The organism is Streptomyces sp. NPDC050509 (genome assembly GCF_044457965.1).
In the GTDB taxonomy this organism is placed as follows: domain Bacteria; phylum Actinomycetota; class Actinomycetes; order Streptomycetales; family Streptomycetaceae; genus Streptomyces.
Genome location: NZ_JBITHL010000011.1, coordinates 28,315 through 49,268, shown reverse-complemented (window position 1 = coordinate 49,268; position 20,954 = coordinate 28,315). Strand labels below are relative to the sequence as shown.

The following is a 20,954-nucleotide window of genomic DNA, read 5'->3' as shown; positions in this document are numbered from 1 at the left end:
GAACCTACCGCCGCCCGTTCCGTTCAAGCGAGGAAAGCGAATAGCGGAGCCAATCCCGTTTCGGCCGCCCTCTCATTCATCGGCACGGGGCCCGTTCGCCGCCTCCTTCTCCCGTTGAACCTCCGTCTCCCGTTGAGCCTCCGTCTCCAGTTGATCGGCGAACTGCGTCCATCTGAGCGCGCTCTGCCGGGCCAGCGCCGCGACGACATCGGTGCAGTGCGTGGGGAGGTTCATCACGATGCTCGTCCAGTCGGAGGTGTCGAGGTCGTGCATGGCGAGCAGCCGCAGCACCACCCGCCCGGAGTCGGTCGACCGCAGGGCCGGATCCCTGCGCAGCCTCTTGAGGAGCTCCGCCGTCGGCAGGGGCGGGGTCTCGCACGCGGCGCGCGCGAGCTTCTGTTTCGGCCGCTGCTCCGCGACCACCGACCTGCCCCCGCCGGGCATGGGGTCCTCCCCGCGCTGCAGCCGCTTCTTGACGTCGTGCGCCGTCCCCAGCGAGATCCCCGCGGCCCTGGCCACCTCGCGCAGGCTCGCCTCCGGCCGTTCGGCGAGCAGCCGCCCGGCCTGCTCCCGGCCCTGCGCCACCCCCTTGGGATGGACCTTGCCGTCCATGCCGATACGGGCGTTCAGGTGCGGATCGTGCCCGGTTGAACGCCGGATACGGGCGACCGTACGCGCGGACAGCCCGGCGACCACCGCCACGTACCGGTCCGACATTCCGGCGCTCTCCCCGAGCAGTCGGCCGGCCGCGGCCACCCGCTCCGCGTACGACAGCGGCATGCCGTGTGCCGTGTTCAGACGTACCGAGAGGGCGAACAGGTCGCGCTCCGGAACGTCCAGCAAGTAGGCGTCGATGGCGGTGTCACCGCGGCGCCGGGCGGCGTCCACCCGGTGCATCCCGTCCACGACGCGCCGGGTGGGCCGGTGGACGACGATGGGAGGTAACTGCCCGTTCAGTTCGGTCAGTACGTCGACGTGGTTCTGGTCGATCGTCTTCATCCGCGGCGAGTCCGCGGGGTTCAGGGTGTCCAGAGGTACCGACCGTCGTTCGAAAGGACCGAGCCTCGACGGTCTCCCGTCGGCGGTCAGTTCGGGAAGCACCTCGGACAGGTTCGGCAGGTCCGGCCCGACACGCGCAACAGTTCGTCTCTCCATTGACCCTCACCTCTCCGGACGCGCCGTTCAGCGCTTGGTCGTTCAGTCGTGCGGTGGGTGTTCGTCATGACGTCCGACGCCGACGGCGCCGCCCTGTCGCGCGGACGGGCGTACGCGCGCGGCGCGCCCATGACCGGTCCGGGCAAGGGGGTGGCGGAGCAGCGGTCGACCGTGCCGGCGGAACGCGGGCGGACGGCCGACACGGGACATGACTCGACCGGAAACCGGCCACCGGGTGTCCACCGCGCCCACGGACGCGGCCGCCGGCAGGGCGGGACTCATGACGTGCGGAATCTCAGACGGCGCTGGTCACATGCGGTGCCGAGCGCGGGCCTTCCGGTGCGCGGACCAGGGCGGTCCGCAATTCGACAGACGGCGCTCCGGAAAGCGGCGGCACCCTGAATGTGCCGGCCTTCCCGGGCGCGCACACGCCCCGACCAGGGGCTCCACCTCTGACGCGCGGTCGACGCACCGTCAAAGATGTACCTTTGCGGCCAATTGGGCCGCACTTTTCCCACACTTTACCGGTGTGTTCACCGATGGACCGATCCAATGCACCATTCGATGCGCCCACGGCGACTTCATCTCTCGCCAAAGTCATCTGCTCCACGGAATCCCCCGTTCACATTTTCCGTCGCACGGCGAAATCTAGCCGAGTATCGGAAACCAGGCAGCTTCGTTCAGCAGGCGCTATTAACGGAAAGCAGTATTCCGCTCATAGCGACGACCGAACGGCTCCTGCCGCGGGGCGGCCCCGGATCGCGCGGCGGTTCGTGATCTTCGCCGCGCCGTATGTGCCGGCCACGGGCCTCTTCCCGTTCAACCCACACTGCCGGGATCCGGCCGGGCGTATCTTCACCCTCAGCACGGAGCCCCCGGCGGCCACTTCCGCCGGGGGCTCCGTGTCGTGTGTCAGTCCGCGATCGTGGCGTTGAGCGGCGCCGCCCCGGCCGTCCGCGCGAACGCACCGCCGAAGTACCCCTCGACCTCGGCCTTCTCGGCCGTGTTCGGGTAGGCGTTCGTGCAGGTGGTTCCCGCGCTGGCACCGGACATCAGGCTCGTGCAGGGCCCGGGCTTGCGGTCGGGGAGGCCCAGGATGTGGCCCAGTTCGTGGGACGAGATACGGATCGTGTTGTGCCCCTCGTTCACCGCCTGCCGTCCGATGTAGACGGTTCCGTTGCCCAGCGAGGTGGTGATCGCGCGGGGCCAGCCGTCGTCCGCCAGGACCCGGATGTTGGCGCGTTGCCCGGTCGAGGCGGGGCGTAGTTCCACGGCGTCGACGCTCTCGTTCCAGATCGCCGCGCCCCGGTCGACCGCGGACCTGAACTCCGCGGTACCGCTGGCGTCATAGGTGACCACCCGAGCGGCCACGGCCCTGTCCGCGTCCGCGGAAGGGGCGGCCACGGCCTGGCCGCCGATCAGGGAAAAGGTCACGGCCAGCGTGGCGGCGAGCCCGCCGGTCAGCTTACGAACGTTCATGGTCGGCCTCCTTGCAGGTGAGAAAGTCGTGCACATGACATAGTTTTCCTCTGCTCATTGCCCAGCGAGGACGGACACCAATCCGTCAATCGGCAGCCGTGCCGACGACCACGACAGGCCGCGGAATCACCGCTGTTCAGCTCTTGCGGAGTGCGGCGAGCAGAGCCGGAGAGTGGTAGGCCGTCGAGCTGCCGGACAGCCAGGACTTGAGGTCCGGCGGCTGCGGACGGGCGCCGCCCAGGGCGTAGAGGCCCACCAGGAGCAGCGCGCCGATCACCAGGAGCGCGAGGATGATCACCACGGCGAGGTGGAAGCCGTGCGCGAGGCCGTTGGTCAGGGCGAGGTGCAGCAGGACGGGGCCGACCAGGAACGCGGCTTCCGAACGCAGCAGTTCGACCAGGGCGAAGGCCGGACCGATCCGCGCCGACGGTACGGAGAAAGCGGCCAGGAAGAGTCCCGGCGTCACGCCCGCGCCCGCTCCGAAGCCGAGGAAAAGCGCCGCGAAGGGAACGACCGCGGAGGCGTTCCCCGTGGACGCGGTCAGCAGCACGCCGGCGGCGATCGCCACACTGACGGTGCCCGACAGGGCCAGATACGGGGTCCAGCGGGTCGACATCAGCCGCCGGAACAGGACGGCGGCCACGAACACACCGACGATCTGGGGTGTGACGAGCGCCCCGACGCGCAGCGGAGCGTAGTGCGCCTCCCTGGTCAGATAGGTCTCGGTCAGTTCCAGGAGCGAGGTGAAGCAGGCGCCGACGAGCATCGCGTTGGCCGTCCCCACGACGGGCAGTGTGTTGCTGATGAGCCGCACCGGCATCAGCGGATCGGCCTTTCTGTACTGGCCTCCCACCAGAAACACACCGCAGATCAGCCCGCACCCGACCGGCACGAAGAACGCGGGATCGCCGAACGAGCCGCGGGTCAGCCAGGAGACGCCGAAGAACGGCAGCGCGGTGGTCCCGAGCGCGAGGAGGACGGCGGACCGGTCGAACCGCGCCCGGGGGTCCGGTGGTTCGTTGCCCTCGAACGTCAGGGCGCCGACGGTCAGGCCGATCGCCGCCAGCGTGGCGATGCCCGCGAACAGTGGCCGCCAGCCGCCCAGACTCCCGACGAGTCCGCCCACCAGCGGTCCGAAGGCCACCATGCCGAACAGTCCGAGACTGATGACGGCCGCGGTCGTCCGAAGCTGCTCCACGGGGTGTCCGGTGACCAGCGGTGGCAGCGCCGCGACCAGCAGCATGCCGGTGAACAGGCCCTGAAGCACCACACCGGCCGTGAACAGGCCGACGCCCGGCGCGCTGAGCGCCAGCACCGAACTCAGTACGAAGCCCGCTTCACAGATGAGGTAGACCCGGCGCCGTGCCGCACGCTGGACGAGGCCGGCGGCGGCCACCGCGCCGAACGCGTACGCCGCGTTCGACAGAGCACCGGCGAGTCGCAGCTCGAACGCGGTCCCGCCGATGTCCTCCATGATCCGCGGCTCCATCAGGGCGGTGGCCGAGGTGAGGATCAGATACGGGCTCAGCGCGAGCAGCGAGAGCGCCACCGCCGCGGGGTAACGTCCGGCCAGCGGGAGCCGGCCGAAGTGTCGCGGCGAGGATGAGCTGAACCGCAAGGACGCCTCCGGGGCCGAGAGGGAAGGGCCGCGGACCCGTCGCGCACGCCGGGCACAGGTCACTGCGCCGTCCTCGCGGTGCGACGCCCGGACTCCGGCCGGGCCGGCCCGGTCAGCGTACGTGCGGACGCCGCACACCCCGGACTGACACGCCCGCGCCGAGCCCGTCCCGCGTTCCCGTCGAAGCGATCCGGCCACCCCCGTGGGAGCGCTTCCACGGCGGCCGTGTCCATGCCACGATGCCCCGGGGCGGTGCCTTTCCGAGAGGGGCGAGGTCATGAGAATTCCACGCGGGCGCCTGTTCGTGAGCGCCGTGATGCTGGGGCTGCTGGCCGTCGTGGCCTTCACCGTCCCGCCGGGACCGGCCACCGCGGCCGACCAGCGGTCGACCGTGTCGGCGTCGACCGTGTCGGCATCGGCGTCAAAGGCGGATACGGAAACGGAAAAGGCGGGCGCGTCAGAGGCGGGAGCAGAGTCGGAGTCGCGGGTGAACCCGCTGCCCCGCTCGTTCAGTTGGTCGTCCAGCGGTCCGCTGATCGCCCCGAAGCCGGACGCGGCCCACCCGATCGTCTCGGTCAAGGACCCGACGGTCTTCCGGTACGCCAACCGGTGGCACGTCTATGCCACGACCGCCGACACCGCCGGCCGGTGGAGCCTGGCGTACACCAGCTTCGCCAACTGGTCCGACGCCGCCGCCGCGCCGCAGACGTTCCTGGACACCAATCCGAACATCGGTGACCGGTACGCCGCCGCGCCCCAGGTGTTCTACTTCGCGCCCCAGCGCACCTGGTACATGGTCTACCAGACCGGTCCGCCGTCGTACTCCACCAGCAAGGACCCCACCCGGCCGGGAAGCTGGAGCACGCCCCGCCTCTTCATGGACACCGAGCCGCCGGTCCTCATGGAGAACAAGGGGGACGGCGGCTGGCTGGACTTCTGGGTGATCTGCGACCGGACCGACTGCTACCTGTTCTTCTCCGACGGCAACGGCCATCAGTACCGGGCGCGGACCACCCTCGCCGAGTTCCCCGGCGGCTTCCGCGACACCGCCGTCGTGCTCTCCGCCCCGAACCGCTTCGACCTCTTCGAGGCGAGCAACGTCTACCGCGTCGGCGACACCGGCACGTACCTCATGCTCGTCGAGGCCCTGGCCACCGGTTCGGACTGGCGGCGGTACTTCCGGGCCTGGACCGCCGACCGTCTGGACGGTACGTGGACCCCGCTGGCGGACACCGAGGCCGTACCCTTCGCCCGCGCGAACAACGTGCTCTTCGAGCCGGGACAGGCCGCGTGGACCCGGGACATCAGTCACGGCGAGCTGATCCGCGACGGGGTCGACCAGAGCCTCACCATCGATCCGTGCCGTCTGCGCTTCCTCTACCAGGGGCTCGATCCGGACGCGAGCGGCGACTACTCCCAACTCCCCTGGCGGCTGGGGCTGCTCACCCAGACCAACTCCACCTGCTGAACGTTCCCCGGCACCCGGCAGCACGCACCCACGTATCCCCGGATCCCCGGATTCACGCACCCCGTACACGCACCTCCCCGAGCGATACCCCCCACCCGAGCCGCGATCAGGAAGGGACAAGGACGTGTCCAGAACTGGCAGGAACCGCGCGAGGAGACCCTTGCGCACAGCGCTCGTCGCGCTTCTCGGAGCGCTGGCGCCGTTGCTCGCGACGGTGTTCCTCACCGCGCCCATGGCCTCCGCCGCACCTCCCGGAGTACCCGTCGCACCCCGTCAGGCGCCCACCGCGGGCGCCGCGGCCCTCACCGAGGTCACCGACTTCGGCAGCAATCCCAGCAACCTCCAGATGTATCTGTACGTGCCGGACACGGTCGCCGCGCGCCCGGCGGTCCTGGTGGCCGTGCACTACTGCGGGGGCTCCGGGCCGGTGTTCCACTCCGGTACCGAATTCGCCTCGCTCGCCGACCGGTACGGCTTCATCGTCGTCTACCCGTCCGTCACCCGGGCCAGCAAGTGCTTCGACGTCTCCTCGCCCCAGGCCCTGCGGCGCGGCGGCGGGAGCGACCCGGTGGGCATCCGGTCCATGGTCGACTGGGCCACGCGTACGTACAGCGCCGACACCAGCCGCGTCTACGTCACCGGCGCCTCCTCCGGCGCGATGATGACCAACGTCCTGCTGGGCGACTACCCGGACGTCTTCGCCGCGGGCGCCGCGTTCATGGGCGTGCCGTTCGGCTGCTTCGCCACCACCGACGGCTCCGAGTGGAACAGCGCGTGCGCCAACGGTACGGTCAGCCGCACCCCCGCCGGGTGGGGAGACCTGGTCCGCGCCGCCTACCCCGGCTACAGCGGGCCACGGCCGCGCATGCAGCTCTGGCACGGCACCGAGGACGACATCCTGCGCTACCCCAATTTCGGGGAAGAGATCAAACAGTGGACGAACGTCCACGGACTGGCCCAGACGCCGGCCGCGACCGACTCGCCCCAGTCCGGCTGGACCCGTACCCGCTACGGTTCCACCGGCAACCAGGCGCCGGTCGAGGCCATCAGCCTCCAGGGCGTCGGGCACAACCTCCCCGCCGGGGGCATGGCCGCGCGCGTCCTCACCTTCTTCGGGCTGGACGGCGGCGGCACCGGGCCCGGCCCCGAGCCGCAGCCGGGCACCTGCCGGGTGGCCGTCACGGTCAGCGCCTGGAACACCGGGCTGACCGCGTCCGTGACGGTCACCAACACCGGAGCCACCCCGGTCAACGGCTGGAAGCTGGGCTTCACCCTGCCCTCCGGCCAGACCATCGCCTCCGGCTGGGGCGCCACCTACGCCCCGGCCACCGGCGCCGTGACCGCCACCAACGTGTCGTACAACGGGACGATCAACCCGGCCGCCGGTGTCACCATCGGCTACCAGGCGAACCACGGCGGCGGCGCGTCCGCGCCCGGCGCCTTCACCCTGAACGGAACGGCCTGCACGGTCGCCTGACCGGGCCGGTGTCACCACCCCGCGGGTCCGGGCGCGCGCCGGGGCCCGCGGGGAATTTCGGCCCGGCACACGTGTTGAACCGAGCGTGGCGATCGCGACGACGACGAAGTTCTCCGTACTGGACCGCTCCCGTACCCGGCAGGGGGTGACGGCCCCCGAGGCGCTGCGGGAGACCGTACGGTTCGCGCGGGAGATCGAGGCGCTCGGCTACCACCGCTTCTGGGTCTCGGAGCACCACAGCGTGCCGGGCGTGGCCGGTTCCGCGCCGACCGTGCTCGCGGCGGCCGTGGCGGGCGCGACCTCCACCATCCGGGTCGGCACCGGCGGGGTGATGCTGCCGAACCACCAACCGCTGGTCGTGGCCGAGCAGTTCGGGGTGCTGGAGTCCCTGTTCCCGGGGCGGATCGACATGGGGCTCGGCCGCTCCGTCGGCTTCACCGACGGCATCCGCAGGGCGCTGGGCCGGGACAAGCGGGACGCGGACGACTTCCCCGTACGGCTGGCGGAACTGCTGGCCTACTTCACCGGTGACGGGACCGCACACCCCGAGGTGCACGCGCACCCCGCAGAGGGGCTGCGCCCGCCCGCGTTCGTCCTGGCGACCGGTAAGAGCGCGCGCGTCGCGGCCGGGGCGGGACTCCCGCTGGTCATCGCGGCCGTACGGGGCGAGGACGCGATGCTGAGGGCCGTCGAGGAGTACCGCCGCGGCTTCCGGCCGTCCGCGTGGGGCGAGCGCCCGTACGTGGTGCTCTCCGGCACGCTCGCGGTGGCCGCCACCTCCGAGGAGGCGCACCGGCTGCTGATCCCGGAGGCGTGGTCCACCGCGTACGCGCGTACGCATGGCGCGTTCCCGCCCCTCACCCCGGTCGACACGGTCCTCGCGACGCCCATGGCGGAGCGGGAGCGCGCGCTGTTCGAGGAGGCGCGGCAGGGGCAGACGGCCGGCACCGAGGAGGAGGTCGCAACGGCCCTGGCGAAGCTGCTGGCCCGCAGCGAGGCGGACGAGTACCTGGTCACGACCAGTACGTACGACCGGGGCGCCCTGCTGGACTCGTACCGTCGGCTGGCGGACCTCGTGGGGCTCGGGCCCGGCCCCGTGCGGACGGATTCCTAAGAATTCTCTGAGGGGTTGAGCATCCCGGCGCTCCTTCACGTACTTTCTGACGAACCGGCGACGCAGGACAGCGCGAGGACAGCGCGAGTCAGCACGAAAACGGGAGTTGGGCATGACGGAACCGCAGGGGACCGCACGGATCGTGGAACGCCGGACCGTCGGACGCAGAACAGTGGTCGCGGCGGCGGGCGCCGTGGGGCTGAGTGCGGCGCTGGTCGCGTGCGGCGGCTCGGACGACACGGCGGACTCCTCGGACTCTTCGAACGGCGCGGCCCAGCAGCCGACGGCCGGCGGCGACGCCGGAGCGGCCGGCGGCGGTGTTCTCGCGAAGACCACCGACATCCCCGAGGGCGGCGGCATGGTCTTCGCCGACCAGGGCGTGGTCGTCACCCAGCCCACGGCGGGCGAGTACAAGGCGTTCTCGTCCAAGTGCACGCACACGGGCTGCGCGGTGAAGGACATCACGGACGGTGTCATCCACTGCCCGTGCCACGGCAGCCAGTTCAGCGCGGCGGACGGCAGTGTGAAGGCCGGACCCGCCACGAAGCCGCTGCCCGCGGCCTCGATCAAGGTCTCCGGAACCTCGATCACACTCGCCTGACCACCGAGCCCCGCCACCAGGGGCTCGGTAGGCCGGTGGGTCCGTACCACCCCGGCGCCCCGGCGCCACCACAGACCGACGGCTGACGGACTTCACTTTTCGTCGGCAGCGGGTGAAGCCCGTCAGCCGTCAACCCCCTCCGTACGGGGGCCGTGCCCGACCCGGCCGGTCACCGCGGCCGACACCCGGCCCAGCGCCCGCGCCGCCGCCCTGATCGACGGGCGGCGGTCGGCGTCCGTCCGCCACACGGCGGAGACACGCCGGTGCATGGCGTTCCGTACGGGGACCACGGCGACGCCCTCCGGCAGCGCGCCGCGCCCCAGCCGGGGCGCCACACAGACCCCGAGTCCTTCCGCGATCAGCGCGAGTTGGGTGTGGTACTCCCCCGCGAGATGCGCGATCCGCGGCTCGAACCCCTTCGAGCGCAGGGTGAACATCAGCCAGTCGTGGCAGAACTCGCCCTCCGGCCAGGACACCCACTCGTCGTCCGCGAAGTCCTCCAGGTCCACCTCGGCCCGGCCCGCGAGCGGATGGCCGACCGGCATCGCCAGGTCGGCCGCGTCGTCCAGCAGATGCGCGGTCGCGAGGCCGCCGGGCACCGGCATCCGCTTGTTGCTCCAGTCCAGTACGACGGCGAGGTCGAGATCGCCCCTGATGACGCCCCGGACGCCGGCCTCGGGTTCCAGCTCGCTCGAACGGACCCGCAGCTCGGGGTGGTCCTCGCGGAGCAGCCGGAGCGCGTGGGGGAACAGCCCGCGCGCCGCCGTCGGGAACGCCGAGATCCGCACCTCGCCGACCACCCGGCCGCGCTGCGCCTCGATGTCCGACTGCGCGACCTCGACCTGGGAGAGGATCCGCGCGGCATGGTCGGCGAGGAGCCGGCCCGCGTCGGTGAGCCGTACGCCGCGGCCGTTCCTGGCCAGGAGCTGCTGGCCCACCTCGCGCTCCAGTTTGGCCATCTGCTGGGAGACCGCGGAGGTCGTGACGTGCAGGCCGTCGGCGGCGCCGCTCACCGAGCCGTGCCGGGCCAGGGCATCCAGGGTCCGCAGGCGCTCCAGATTCAACATGTAAGCAATACTAATCAGATGGGTGGTCAAAGTCTTGCTTGTTCTACGAGGTTCCGCGCGCCATCGTTGACGCCATGACCTCCGCCACCCCGCCCCGCCCCGCCCGGCCCCGACCCCGACCCCGGCCCCCACCACCTCCGCCGATGCCGCCGGTTCCGCCGCACCGGTCCGCCCGCGTCCCGCGCTCGACTGGCGCATACGGTTCGCCGCGCTCGCGCTCATCTGGGGCTTCAGCTTTCTGCTGATCAAGGTCGGCACACACGGCTTCGCCCCCTTCCAGGTCGCCTTCGGCCGGCTCTTCTTCGGTACGGCGGTCCTGGCCGTCGCGATGGCGGTCAGGCGCGAGGGGCTGCCCCGGTCCGCGCGCACCTGGGGCCATCTCGCCGTCGCCGCTTTCCTGCTCAACGCGCTGCCGTTCTCGCTGTTCGCGTACGCCGAGCTGACGATCCCGTCCACGCTCGCGGGCATCTGCAACGCCACCGCCCCGCTCTGGGGCATGGTGCTCTCCCTGGTCGCGCTCTCCGAGGACCGGCCCACCCGCCGCCGGGTCGCCGGTCTCGGCCTCGGCTTCCTCGGGGTGCTGACGGTGCTGGGCGCGTGGCAGGGGTTCTCGGGGCTCGATCCGACCGGCACGGCGATGGCGCTGCTCGCCTCGCTGAGCTACGCGATCGGCTGGATCTACGTACGCCGCACCCTGGCGGGCAGCAGCGACTCGTACCTCTCCCTGACGGGCGCGCAGCTCTTCCTCGCCACGCTGCAACTCGCCGTGGTGACCACGCTGTTCACCACCCTGCCGACCTCGTTCCCGGTGGGCCCGCTGCTGGCGGTGGTCGTGCTGGGCGCGCTCGGGACGGGGCTGGCGATCCTGCTCCAGTACAGCGTCGTCGCCGAGGTCGGGCCGACCACCGGCCAGATGGTCACGTACTTCATCCCGGTGATCGCGACCGCGGCCGGTGTCACGCTCCTCGGGGAGCAGTTGAGCTGGAACACCCCGGTCGGCGCGCTGATCGTCCTCGTCGGGGCCGCGCTCACACAGAGCCGGCCCCGCACGTCCCGCACATCACGCCCGTCCCGCACATCACGGCGTACGGCGGCCCGTCAGCCGTAGCTGCGGGCGGGCGCCGGTCCCGCCGCCGACGCCACCGCGTCGGCGAGCGGCCCGATGTCGTCGGCCGTGACGGTCGACACCGTCAGCCGTACGCCCCGAGGCGCCAGGGTCGTGAAGCGCGCGCCGGGCGCGACCGCCCACCCGGCGTGCAGCAGTCGCGCGACCGCGCCGGTCTCGTCGGCCACCGGCACCCAGACGTTCATGCCGCTGCGGCCGTGCGCCGCCACACCCCGCTCGGCCAGCGCCGCCACCAGCCCGCCCCGCCGCTCCCCGTAGGCCCGTGCGACGGCCGGTACGTCCACCGCTCCCGAGGTCCACAGGTGCACGACGGCCCGCTGGAGGAGCCGGCTCACCCAGCCGGGGCCGAGCTGCTGGCGCCCCCTGACCCGGTCGACGGTCAGCGCGTCCCCGGTGAGCACCGCGAGGCGCAGATCGGGTCCGTACGCCTTCGCTGTGGACCGTACGAGCACCCACCGGTCGGTGACACCCGCCAGCGGGTGCAGGGGCAGGTCCACGATGCTGTGGCCGTGGTCGTCCTCGATGAGCAGCACCTCGGGCCTGGCCGCGAGGAGGGCGCGCAGCCGGGCCGCCCGGCCGGCGCTCACCGACGCGCCGGTCGGGTTCTGCGCGCGGCAGGTGACGACGACCGCGCGGGCACCGGCGCGCAGCGCCCGGTCGAGGTCGGCGGGGAGCGGTCCTTCGTCGTCCACCCCGACGGGGACGAGCCGCAGCCCGAGCGCGGGGACGAGATCCAGCAGGCTGCCCCAGCCGGGGTCCTCCACGGCGACGGCGTCACCGGGGCGCAGATGCGCGGCCAGGACGCGTTCGATGGCGTCGAGCGATCCGGAGGTGACGGCGACAGGACCGGGCGGCACGCCGTCGGCGTCCAGACCTGCGCGGGCGAGGCGCGCGAACTCCGGGTCGACGGGGTCCTGTCCGTACAGCCCCGGATGCGCGGCGTTGTGGCGCGCGGCGGCGGCGAGCGCGTCGTCCAGCGGGGGCAGCAGGGCCGGGTCGGGGTTGCCCTCGGAGATGTCCCGTACACCGGGCGGTGCGTCGACGCGGATGGAGCCGCGGGCGGTACTCGCCGGGCGTGACCGTACGCGGCTGCCCCGGCGCCCCGCCGTCTCGATCACCCCCCGGTCGCGCAGGGCACGGTAGGCGGCGGCGACGGTATTGGGGTTGACCCCCAACTCCGTCGCCAACTCCCGCATCGGGGGCAGCGGTTGGCCCGAAGCCAGCTCACCGGAGCCGACTCCTCGCTCCACGCTGGCGGAAATCTCAGCGGCACCCCGGCCCGTGATCCGGTACTCTCCTAGCACAAAGAAGATTATGCACTAGTGCAATGGAGGACGCAAATGCCGGAGACCACGGAGACCACCGACATCGCCGAGCCCACCGGGGCGGCCGGCGCCTACCGGCCCACGGCCCGTACCGTCCCCACCCGCGCCAAGGAGCGGGCCTCGTACGACCGCGAGCTGGTGCACGGGATCCTCGACGAGGCGTACCTCTGCCATCTCGGGTTCGTCCGCGACGGTGCCCCGGTCGTCCTGCCCACGCTCTACACGCGGGTGGGCGAGCGGCTCTACGTACACGGCTCGACGGGCTCGCGCCCGCTGCGGATGGTGTCCGGCGCCGGCACCGCGCCGGACCCCGGTCTCGCGGTGTGTCTGACGGTGACCCATGTCGACGGACTGGTGCTGGCGCGCGCCGCCTTCCACCACTCGATCAACTACCGCTCGGTCGTGGTCCACGGCACCGCCCACCAGGTCACCGACCCCGAGGAGCGGCGCACGGCGCTCGACGCGATCGTGGACCAGGCCGTCCCCGGCCGCTCCGCCGACTCCCGGCCCGCCAACGCCCGCGAACTGGCCGCGACCGCCGTGATCCGGCTCGATCTGGACGAGGTGTCCGCCAAGGTCCGTACGGGCGGCCCCCACGACGAGCCCGAGGACCTCTCCCTGCCGTACTGGAGCGGGGTCGTCCCTGTCGTACGGGGCTACGGCGCACCCGTGCCGGCCGACGATCTCGACCCGTCCGTCGCGCCGCCCGGCTACCTCTCCGCCCGCTGAGGCGCCACCGAAGGCAGCGCCTCCTCCGTCGTACCGCCCGTACCCACGGCGATCGGTCCCGACGGCACCTTGGGCGTCGACGACTGGGCGATGAAGGCGCCGATGAGGACGACGGCGCCGCCGAGGATCTGCGGGGCGGACAGGTGTTCCCGCAGCAGCACCCAGGCCAGCCCGGTCGCGATGACCGCCTCCAGGCAGGCGACCACGCCCGCCACCTGCGGGGAGAGCTTGCGCACGGAGACCACCCCGGTGACGTACGCGAGCACGGTCGCGATCAGCACGATCCAGCCCAGCAGCAGCCAGGCCGCGACCTGCGAACCGCCGACGTCCACCGCGCCGCCGAGGAGCGAGAAGTCCATGCCCCACGGGCGGGCGACCACGGTCAGCACGACGGCGCCGACGAGCAGTCCGTACGCGATCACGCCGAGCGGATCGGGGGCGTCCTCCGCGTCGCCGCCCTGGTCGGACAGGACGAAGTAGCCGACCTGGCAGCAGGCGGCGCAGAGCGCGAGGAGCACCCCGACCGGGTCGAAGCCCAGCCCGGCCCAGACCTCCACCACACAGGCGAGACCGCCCACCGCGAGGACGACCCCCACCGCGGCGGCGCGGGTGACCGGGCGGCGCTGGACGAAGCGGACCCAGAGCAGGACGAGCGCGGGGGCGAGGTACTCGATGAGCAGCGCGACACCGACGGGGATACGGGAGAGCGCGGCGAAGTAGAAGGCCTGGACGCCCGCCACGGCCAGCAGGCCGAACCCGGCGAGCAGTGCGGGCCTGCGGCGCACCAGCGCGCGGTGGCGCCAGGCCACCGGAAGCATGACGAGCGCGGCGCCCGCGACCCGTAGCCAGACCACGTGGAGCGGGTCGAGCCCCGCCTCGATCAGCGGCTTGGCCGCGACCCCCGAACCGCCGAATGCGAACGCCGAGCCCAGAGCCAGTGCCAGGCCGACGTTTCTCCCCTGAGACGCGTGCATGGCGCCATCATGACAGCTCGCGTCAGGAGCATCACCCGCGTGACGCCTGTCGAGACGGGCCGGGCCCTGCGTCCCGGATCACAGCAGACCGGAGAGGCGGGACAGGCGTCGCTCCAGCGTTCCGGCCTCGGCCCCGGCCCGTTCCAGCACCTCGACCGCACGGCAGCCACGGTCGGCGAGCAGCGCGGCCAGCAGATCGAGCCCACTGACGCGCGGCTCACCGTGGCGGGCCGCCCGGTCCAGGGCACCCGCCATGGCGGCGAGCGCCTGCGGGGACCAGCCGGTCACGGCACGATCCGCGGCGCCGCGCGGTACGGGTACCGCGGGAACGGATCCGGAGTCCTCCACCGTGGCCTGCCAGCGCAGCCCGTAACCGATGCTCCGCTGTACGAGATAGCCCAGCACCCTGACCACCTGCTGATCGCCGCCGAAGACCTCCCGTACCCGCGGATCCGTCTCCAGCAAGGAGTGCAGCAGATGGGCGGTGTCGACCTGGACGTCCCCGACGCGCAGCGCTCTCCTGCGCGCGCCCGAGAGCACCGACACCAGCTCCGCGGTGAGCCGGGACTCGGCAGCGGCGCGGACCGGCGTGACGCCGGCGCGCTCAGGGGCGGGCTGTACCGGCACCAGCGGTGGAGGCTTCTGCACTCTCCCACCCCATCAGTCCCGCGCACCCGGGGCATCCCCGAAGGGGAGCATCTTCACGTCCGACGGAGGGTGGGTACATCGGGACGAGTTCTCCTCCTTGCGGATGAGATTTCCCCGTTGTTCCCTGATTCCCCCACCGCTTCCCCTCTGCCCCTCCCCCGGTCGCGGGTGAGGCCCCACGGCTAGGGCCGCGGGGCCTCACTCTGTCGGCGACGGGGCGGTCAGCCCTCGTCGGCGAGGATCAGGTAGAGCTTCTTGCGTGATTCGTTGATGACCGCCAGAGCCTTCTCCCGCTGATCGGGAGTGCCGGTCTTCCAGACCTGGCCGAAGGCTTCCATCAGCCCGAATCCGGCCTGCCGTATCTCGTTCATCGACTCCCAGTCGACGCCGCGGCCGGCCTCTTCCCACGGGGCCTCGGGCCCCGATTCGGCCTCGGTGGCGCCGGCCTCGGTGAGGGTGAACAGCTTCTTGCCGCCCTCGCTCCGGCTGGTGATCAGCCCCTCGTCCTCCAGCAACTGGAGGGTCGGGTACACCGATCCCGGGCTGGGCCGCCAGGCCCCGCCGCTGCGCTCGCCGATCTCCTGGATCATCTCGTAACCGTGCATCGGCCGGTCCTTCAGCAGCGCCAGGATCGAGGCGCGCACATCACCACGCCGCGCCCTCCCCCGGCCTCCGCCGCCGCGCCCCCTGCCGCCCCCGCCGAAGGGACCGCCGAACGGCGGCCCGAACGGCCCGAAGGCCCGACGCCGCCCCTCGAAGTCACCCCGGCCGGAATGGCCGGGCCCGCAGTGACCGGGTCCCGGTCCGTGCTCATGTCCGTGCTCGTGTCCATGTGAACGCATCGCTACGCTCCCTTCATCGTTGATCTGTCGCGATGCGTCAACGATATATCGGAACCTGTCGCATGACAAGCCCGCCGAGATGAGTGTCGGTGACCTGTGCCAGTGATCGTTGATCGATTGCCAGCAGAGGGCGATCAACGCTTTTCCGTGTCAGCAATGAGCGACCGCATGCCAGTTTGTGGCAGTAAAGATTGACCAAAGTCGCGGGTGACGCTCTCAGGGCTGACTCGGGCGCCTCTGACCTGGCCTTTTCCCAGTTCGCCGTCTTCAGATGACGGCGATGACGCACTTTCCGGCTATCCCTCTGCGGCTGGCGAGTGAGCACCCCAGCCGTGTTCGCAGGTCAGCCAGGTTCGTTGCTGTTGGCAGCCTTGCGGCGCCGCTGTGCCTTCTCGCGACAACTTCTTGAACACCAGCGGCGGGCCCTCCCCGACGCGGCCCTTTCGATGGGCTCCCGGCAATACTCGCAGGTCAGCAGCCTGTAGGAGGTCGGGTCGACTCCTCGGCGGGCTCGTTGCCCGCAGCGATACGAACACCAGCGACGCAAGCTGGTCCTGGACTTGGCCGGTTGAAGAGGATCCTGGCAGAACTCACAGGTATCACTTGGCGGTTGGAGGAACTGTTCTGGCGAGGAGAGGCGACTCCAGCGGCGAGCGTGCTGTCGACAAGCGGCCGAACATGTCTGACGGTGAGAGCGTGCGCCCGGGGGTAGGGGCTTCTCGCAGGCTATGCAGCGACGGTCTTCTTGAGTGGGCGGACCGCCCTCGGTGCTCGAGGCGTCGAGGCCGGTGCGCCCACTCTGGCGACGGAGGTAGGCGGTGCGGCGGCATGCAGAGGAACAGAGTCTGTGACGCTGCCCGATTTGAATCTGCATCGGTTTCTGGCAGATCCGGCAGGGGGCCGTCGTCTGCCTTCGGCGGTGTGCTCGGGTCTTGCAGCGCATGGAGCAGAGGATCGCCCGCCGCCCGAAGGCTCCGGTGGGCGGTATGTCCGTGCCGCATTCCCTGCACTTCTTCGTCTCGAGGGTGATGCGCAGGAAGTCGGGGTCGCGGCCAGTGACCGCGGCCAGACGAAACCAGGACGGTGTGCCCCGTGGGCCGGGTGGGTCTATGAGGAACTTTCGAAGGTAGGCAGGCGGGAGGTGGTTGGCGTGGGCGAGGCGTCTGATGAAGGCGGGGCCGCCTTCCCCTGCTCGTGGACGGACCTGGAAGGGAAGACGTGCGATCGTAAGGTCACTCCAAGGTGGCACTGTCACTGACCGCCGGCCGCCGCTGAAGGGCCGCCTGGCCGCTTGCGGCCGGAGGCGATGTCCAGGTCAACGGCCAGCAGTCCGGGCTTAGTGATCTTTTCTGAGCCGGTGAGAATGGCGTCCACGGCGGCTCCGCGGAGCTGGTGAGAGAGGGTTCCGATCATGCCGCCCGTTCGGGTGTGCAGGAAGCGGTCCAGACGGGTCAGAGTGCCGGGCTTGTGCTGATGCAGCAAAAGGTTCGCTTCCATCTGCGCGACCAGCGCCTTCCATTCCTTGTTGTAGGGGAACGGGTGAGTGGCCACCGAGGTGAAACGGGCGGCGATCTGGTCGCCGCGGGTGCCGGAGAGCAGGCCGCTGTCTTCGATGTCGATGCCGGCGTAGGCGAACGTCGCGGGGATGCGCTCGGAGAAGTACTTGAGCGTGTCGGACGCCTCGGCTCCCGTGCGGGTGTGCAGGGAGATGTTGTGGATCTCGTCGACCAGGATGAGGTTGGTGCGGGCCTTGGTGCAGACGCCGACCACGGCCTCGGTGAGGTCGGTGATGTTGGAGCTTCGCAGCACCGGAAGGCCGAGGAAGCGGGCGAACTCTGCAGCGATCATGCGGGGTGTCGCGGCAGGCGGGACGGTGATGTAGATGACCGGTATGCGCTCGTCTTGGCCGGGGTGCCGACGGCGGTCCTGGAGTTCGTGGGCCAGGCCGAGCTGGGTGAGGGCGATCGTCTTGCCGGTGTTGGCTGGCCCGGAGACGATGAGGCCTCTTCGGGCGCTGATGGCGCCGCGGTTGAGGATGATCAGGCGGCGCCCGCAGGTGACAGTGTGCCGGACGGTCGAGGTGGCAACCACCTGCAGGCGGGCATGGTGGTCAAGCCGGTCCTCGTCGTATTGGTATCTGTCCTCTTTGGTTAGGGCTTCGTACTCATCCTGCGTCAGCGTGGCCGTCGGCTCACTGATCGCCCCCGCGACGAACTCGCGCCAACCGGGCAGGACCGTCAGGTAGCGGCCGAAATCGTCATCCGGCTGGTCTGCCAGCGGCGTGCTCACGAGCGTCTCCAAGGGTCCTCAAGCGGGTCGAAGATTCCCAGCGGGATCACTTCGGCCATCGTTTCCTCGTCCTCCGCCAGCGGCTCCGGCGAGGGTTGCATCTCTGGTTGCGGTGGGGGTGTGGCTGCTGCCGGTGTGGTGGCCTTGGTCCGGGCGGCGACGCGGCGGTCCGCCTTGGACGGCTTGGCCTTCCGCTTCTTTGCCACTGGCTCGTCGGGGCCGGCGTGTGCGCGAGTCAGCAGGGCTGACACGGCTGCGGCGAGTTCTTCCTCGGTGGCCTTGGGTAGTTGGTGGCTGACGTGGTCCCAGGCGAGGTCACCGAAGGGAACGGGTGCCCGGTTCAGGTATTTCCAGGTTGCCTGGACCCACTCACCTTCGCCGCGGTGGTTGCGTACCCAGACTCGGGAGACGTCGTAGGGGTCTCGGTGCACTTCCCAGAGCCCGCGCTTGGCGGTGACGCCTGAGTCCCGCCGCCGCATCGGCCCGAGCTCGGGGGCGTCGTAAGTGCGGTTGTTGATCCGGATGCCGTAGGAGTTGACGGCCCGCCAGGCCGCGGGCAGGAGCTCGATGTAGTCCTGCCCGCTGAGCGCGACCGGGACGTAGCCGCAGGCCTCCACCAGGGCGGCGTACTTCTGGTTGGGGGTGAACAGGCGTCCCGGGTGGCCGGGGTCGCGCAGGCCCTCGTGCGGCCGGTTCTGCCACCTCGCGACGATCCACTCGTCCAGCAGGTCCTGGAGTTCGGGCAGTGACCACAGGTTCTCCTCCTCCGGGTGCCGGCCGCGGTGGTCGGTGTTGCGGCCGGTGTAGCCGGGGAGGAACTGGGCGAACATCGTCGCGACGGAGCCCAGCATCTTCTCGATGTGCCCCTTCTCGAAGGGCGATCCCTTGTGCGTGGGCTGGAAGTCGATCTCCAGGAACCGGCAGGACGCCCGGAAGTTGTGCGAGATGAACACCTTGCCGTGATCGCAGACGATCATCTCCGGGACGATCACCGGCTTGGCTGCAGCATGTTTGAGGCGTTCGTCGATCGTCAGCAGGCGGCGGTGCGGCAGCACCGAGCGCGACATCTTCAGTGCGTCGATCCAGCCTGGCCTCATCAGTTCCGGCGTGACCGTGCGGGCAAGCAGCACGCTGGCGTCGACCGACTTCGTCGTGGGCCTGAGCACCGCCGCGGTCAGCGTCCTGGACGCGACATCGATCATGCCGGTCAGTTCGACCTTGCCGACCACTCCGTCGTCGAGGCGGACCATGACGTCCAGCGGAGTGGAGTCGATCTGCATGACCTCGCCCGGAGCCGACACCGTCAGCTCTCCGAACGGGGCAGCAGCCCCATGGGCCATCGACCTGCGGGTGACCGCCGACCCGGTCGCGTGCGTGCCCGCCACCAGCCTGTCCAGCAGACGGTAGAGCGTCCGCCGCGACGGCAGTTCGGCCAGGTCGCCGCCGTTGTCCCGGAGGATCTCCTCCGTCCTCCAGATCAGGTAGGCCCCGTTGCGTGTCGAGGTCTCGACGCCTTCCTTGATCGCCATCCGCATCGCCGCGACGACGGCGTCCGGTGCGTCACCGAACTCCTTGCGCTTGCGGCCAGGTCGGTGGTCCACGAGCCTGGCCAGTCCTGCCAGGCCGTCCTCCAAATAGCGGCGTCGCCGCAGCCCCACCGCCCCGGACTTGATCTCGTGGCCGAGGGCCGCGAGTTCGGTCGCCTTGGTCTTCTGGCGTGAGGTCACCGACGTGCCCGGCCCATAGCCCGGCCGTGGCAGTGTTCCGGGTTCGACGCCGGGCGGCAGTCCGTGCAAGACCTCGAGGATGTGCCCTTCCCACCACAATGCCTGCTTCATCACTTCGGGATCGAAGGTCTCCAGCAGGCCGGACGGCGGCAGCGGAATGCGTTCGGGCTGGAACAGGACCTCGAAGTCCGCCGTCTCGAACAGATCGATCAGGGCCACCACTCGGTGCGGTGCCCCGGCGTCCTCCAGCACCGCCGCCTGTGTAGTGACCTCGAGAACCCCCCTGACCTGGCCCTCGAACCGAACCCGCTGGCCGACCGCCAAGGCCGGCGGCCGCTTCAGGCTGCCCATGCGTTTCCCTCCGTCCAGACCAGGCTGTCGGTCTCCATCAGCCCTCCCACCAGGTCCGTCTTCAAAGCCCCGGACCACAACAGATGAAAAAGCACCGGCAGAACCTGCAACCGGTCGCCGACCAGCCCGGCGCCGCCCCAGAGCCCCATCGGTTCGCGGAAGACCTCCAGGAGCCTGTCGGCCACCCCCGCCGGCCGTCGGCAGCGGGCCCGCCGATACCGGGACAGCCAGCGGACATTCGCCATGAACACCGGATCAGGCCGCCCGGCCCACTCGAACTCCCAGCCCACGGCCCGGCAGGCATGCCCGGCCGCGTCGAACGCCTCCCGCGTCGCCTCATCCATCTCGTCCTCGGCCCGGACATCAACGACACGGGCGCGACCGTCGGACAGCCGGACAAAGTAGTCCGGAGCGTGTCGGCGCTTGCGGGTGCCGTCGTGCCAGTGCAGCCAAAACGGCTGTGAGGCGATTGCGGCCACGTGCGGGTCGCGGTCTAGCAGGATCAGCCGGTCCCTCTCCAGCCAGGACTCGTAGCCCACGTGATCCCGAACCGTCGTCGAGTAATACCAGCCCGCGAACCCCTGGCCGTCCTTCCGCCAGCTGAACTCCCGTACCGGGTCCACAGCCTCGAACGGCGTATCCCAGCTGGCCCCCAGCGACCGGCGTACAAGCAAGCTGTTGACGGAAAACGCCAGGTCAAAGGCCGTAAGAGCAGCCTCGTCCGACACACTGGCAAGTGCCCCCACCACGTCCTCCGCTTGCTGTACGCCAGGTGATCATCCTTTGGTGGCACAAACTAGCGTTGATCATTCATCAGTGGCAATCGATCAGGGTTAACTGACACAGGTCAGTCGGTGCGCCCGGCCGGTGGGGGGCCGGATGGGGGAGGAGGATCGGCGGACATGAGGAGGTTGACGGGGCCACTTCGTCGCGAGAGGCCCTGTACCGGTCCCACACGCGTCAG

General features: G+C 70.8%; 16 protein-coding genes and 1 pseudogene. 6 read left to right on the top strand and 11 right to left on the bottom strand.

Annotated features, from left to right (window positions below):
• Window positions 1–72: 72 nt before the first annotated feature.
• The 3 genes from ACIBJC_RS28975 to ACIBJC_RS28965 all read right to left on the bottom strand — a co-directional run bounded on the left by ACIBJC_RS28975 (window position 73) and on the right by ACIBJC_RS28965 (window position 4,252).
• Window positions 73–1,155, bottom strand: a complete 1,083-nt coding sequence (locus ACIBJC_RS28975; protein WP_399297420.1) for a ParB/RepB/Spo0J family partition protein — start codon at window positions 1,153–1,155, stop codon at window positions 73–75.
• Between the two features lie 912 nt (window positions 1,156–2,067).
• The gene (locus ACIBJC_RS28970) at window positions 2,068–2,634 is read right to left on the bottom strand and encodes a snapalysin family zinc-dependent metalloprotease (RefSeq protein WP_399297418.1); all 567 of its coding nucleotides are present in this window, start codon (window positions 2,632–2,634) and stop codon (window positions 2,068–2,070) included.
• A gap of 136 nt (window positions 2,635–2,770) precedes the next feature.
• Window positions 2,771–4,252 (bottom strand): MFS transporter, encoded by a 1,482-nt coding sequence (locus tag ACIBJC_RS28965; protein WP_399297416.1) that lies wholly within the window; start codon window positions 4,250–4,252, stop codon window positions 2,771–2,773.
• Between the two features lie 277 nt (window positions 4,253–4,529).
• On the opposite strand from ACIBJC_RS28965, the gene ACIBJC_RS28960 reads away from it, so the two are divergent.
• The 4 genes from ACIBJC_RS28960 to ACIBJC_RS28945 all read left to right on the top strand — a co-directional run bounded on the left by ACIBJC_RS28960 (window position 4,530) and on the right by ACIBJC_RS28945 (window position 8,912).
• Window positions 4,530–5,720, top strand: coding sequence for a non-reducing end alpha-L-arabinofuranosidase family hydrolase (locus ACIBJC_RS28960; RefSeq protein ID WP_399297414.1), 1,191 nt, complete (start codon window positions 4,530–4,532; stop codon window positions 5,718–5,720).
• Window positions 5,721–5,880: 160 nt separating this feature from the next.
• Complete coding sequence (locus ACIBJC_RS28955) at window positions 5,881–7,197, top strand: PHB depolymerase family esterase (RefSeq protein ID WP_399297412.1); 1,317 nt, start codon at window positions 5,881–5,883, stop codon at window positions 7,195–7,197.
• Window positions 7,198–7,282: 85 nt separating this feature from the next.
• On the top strand, window positions 7,283–8,311 hold the full coding sequence (locus tag ACIBJC_RS28950; RefSeq protein ID WP_399297410.1) for an LLM class flavin-dependent oxidoreductase: 1,029 nt from the start codon (window positions 7,283–7,285) through the stop codon (window positions 8,309–8,311).
• 112 nt (window positions 8,312–8,423) lie between these two features.
• On the top strand, window positions 8,424–8,912 hold the full coding sequence (locus ACIBJC_RS28945) for a Rieske (2Fe-2S) protein (RefSeq protein WP_399297408.1): 489 nt from the start codon (window positions 8,424–8,426) through the stop codon (window positions 8,910–8,912).
• 122 nt (window positions 8,913–9,034) lie between these two features.
• Here ACIBJC_RS28945 and ACIBJC_RS28940 read toward each other — a convergent pair whose 3' ends face one another.
• Window positions 9,035–9,979, bottom strand: coding sequence for a LysR family transcriptional regulator (locus ACIBJC_RS28940; RefSeq protein ID WP_399297406.1), 945 nt, complete (start codon window positions 9,977–9,979; stop codon window positions 9,035–9,037).
• Window positions 9,980–10,073: 94 nt separating this feature from the next.
• Between ACIBJC_RS28940 and ACIBJC_RS28935 the strand changes: the two are divergent.
• Window positions 10,074–11,087 (top strand): annotated as a pseudogene (locus ACIBJC_RS28935) (DMT family transporter); the annotation flags it as partial.
• On the opposite strand, the gene ACIBJC_RS28930 reads toward ACIBJC_RS28935, so the two are convergent.
• Window positions 11,078–12,409, bottom strand: a complete 1,332-nt coding sequence (locus tag ACIBJC_RS28930; RefSeq protein WP_399297404.1) for an aminotransferase class I/II-fold pyridoxal phosphate-dependent enzyme — start codon at window positions 12,407–12,409, stop codon at window positions 11,078–11,080. The pseudogene ACIBJC_RS28935 and the gene ACIBJC_RS28930 overlap by 10 nt on opposite strands.
• A gap of 36 nt (window positions 12,410–12,445) precedes the next feature.
• Here ACIBJC_RS28930 and ACIBJC_RS28925 point away from each other — a divergent pair, with 36 nt between their 5' ends.
• Window positions 12,446–13,159, top strand: a complete 714-nt coding sequence (locus tag ACIBJC_RS28925) for a pyridoxamine 5'-phosphate oxidase family protein (protein WP_399297402.1) — start codon at window positions 12,446–12,448, stop codon at window positions 13,157–13,159.
• Here ACIBJC_RS28925 and ACIBJC_RS28920 read toward each other — a convergent pair.
• From ACIBJC_RS28920 to ACIBJC_RS28895, 6 genes are all read right to left on the bottom strand, one after another.
• Window positions 13,141–14,133 (bottom strand): EamA family transporter, encoded by a 993-nt coding sequence (locus ACIBJC_RS28920; RefSeq protein WP_399297400.1) that lies wholly within the window; start codon window positions 14,131–14,133, stop codon window positions 13,141–13,143. The two genes, ACIBJC_RS28925 and ACIBJC_RS28920, sit on opposite strands and share 19 nt — an antisense overlap.
• A 78-nt stretch (window positions 14,134–14,211) precedes the next feature.
• Window positions 14,212–14,781 carry a Clp protease N-terminal domain-containing protein gene (locus tag ACIBJC_RS28915; RefSeq protein ID WP_399297398.1) on the bottom strand — a complete coding sequence of 190 codons (570 nt, stop codon included), beginning with the start codon at window positions 14,779–14,781 and terminating at the stop codon, window positions 14,212–14,214.
• 221 nt (window positions 14,782–15,002) lie between these two features.
• The gene (locus ACIBJC_RS28910; protein WP_399297396.1) at window positions 15,003–15,623 is read right to left on the bottom strand and encodes a PadR family transcriptional regulator; all 621 of its coding nucleotides are present in this window, start codon (window positions 15,621–15,623) and stop codon (window positions 15,003–15,005) included.
• Between the two features lie 1,251 nt (window positions 15,624–16,874).
• On the bottom strand, window positions 16,875–17,912 hold the full coding sequence (locus tag ACIBJC_RS28905; RefSeq protein ID WP_399297394.1) for a TniB family NTP-binding protein: 1,038 nt from the start codon (window positions 17,910–17,912) through the stop codon (window positions 16,875–16,877).
• Complete coding sequence (locus ACIBJC_RS28900) at window positions 17,909–19,990, bottom strand: Mu transposase C-terminal domain-containing protein (protein ID WP_399297392.1); 2,082 nt, start codon at window positions 19,988–19,990, stop codon at window positions 17,909–17,911. Before ACIBJC_RS28900 ends, ACIBJC_RS28905 begins: the two co-directional genes overlap by 4 nt.
• Window positions 19,978–20,736 carry a TnsA-like heteromeric transposase endonuclease subunit gene (locus tag ACIBJC_RS28895; protein ID WP_399297390.1) on the bottom strand — a complete coding sequence of 253 codons (759 nt, stop codon included), beginning with the start codon at window positions 20,734–20,736 and terminating at the stop codon, window positions 19,978–19,980. The genes ACIBJC_RS28900 and ACIBJC_RS28895 overlap by 13 nt, the downstream gene beginning before the upstream one ends.
• Between the last annotated feature and the right edge of the window lie 218 nt (window positions 20,737–20,954).

Excerpts from the sequence above, each read along its gene's own strand:
- ACIBJC_RS28940 (WP_399297406.1), bottom strand. The coding sequence starts at position 9,979 with ATGTTGAATCTGGAGCGCCTGCGGACCCTGGATGCCCTGGCCCGGCAC.
- ACIBJC_RS28945 (WP_399297408.1), top strand. The coding sequence starts at position 8,424 with ATGACGGAACCGCAGGGGACCGCACGGATCGTGGAACGCCGGACCGTC.
- ACIBJC_RS28975 (WP_399297420.1), bottom strand. The coding sequence starts at position 1,155 with ATGGAGAGACGAACTGTTGCGCGTGTCGGGCCGGACCTGCCGAACCTG.
- ACIBJC_RS28960 (WP_399297414.1), top strand. The coding sequence starts at position 4,530 with ATGAGAATTCCACGCGGGCGCCTGTTCGTGAGCGCCGTGATGCTGGGG.
- ACIBJC_RS28970 (WP_399297418.1), bottom strand. The coding sequence starts at position 2,634 with ATGAACGTTCGTAAGCTGACCGGCGGGCTCGCCGCCACGCTGGCCGTG.
- ACIBJC_RS28920 (WP_399297400.1), bottom strand. The coding sequence starts at position 14,133 with ATGCACGCGTCTCAGGGGAGAAACGTCGGCCTGGCACTGGCTCTGGGC.
- ACIBJC_RS28925 (WP_399297402.1), top strand. The coding sequence starts at position 12,446 with ATGCCGGAGACCACGGAGACCACCGACATCGCCGAGCCCACCGGGGCG.
- ACIBJC_RS28910 (WP_399297396.1), bottom strand. The coding sequence starts at position 15,623 with ATGCGTTCACATGGACACGAGCACGGACATGAGCACGGACCGGGACCC.
- ACIBJC_RS28900 (WP_399297392.1), bottom strand. The coding sequence starts at position 19,990 with ATGGGCAGCCTGAAGCGGCCGCCGGCCTTGGCGGTCGGCCAGCGGGTT.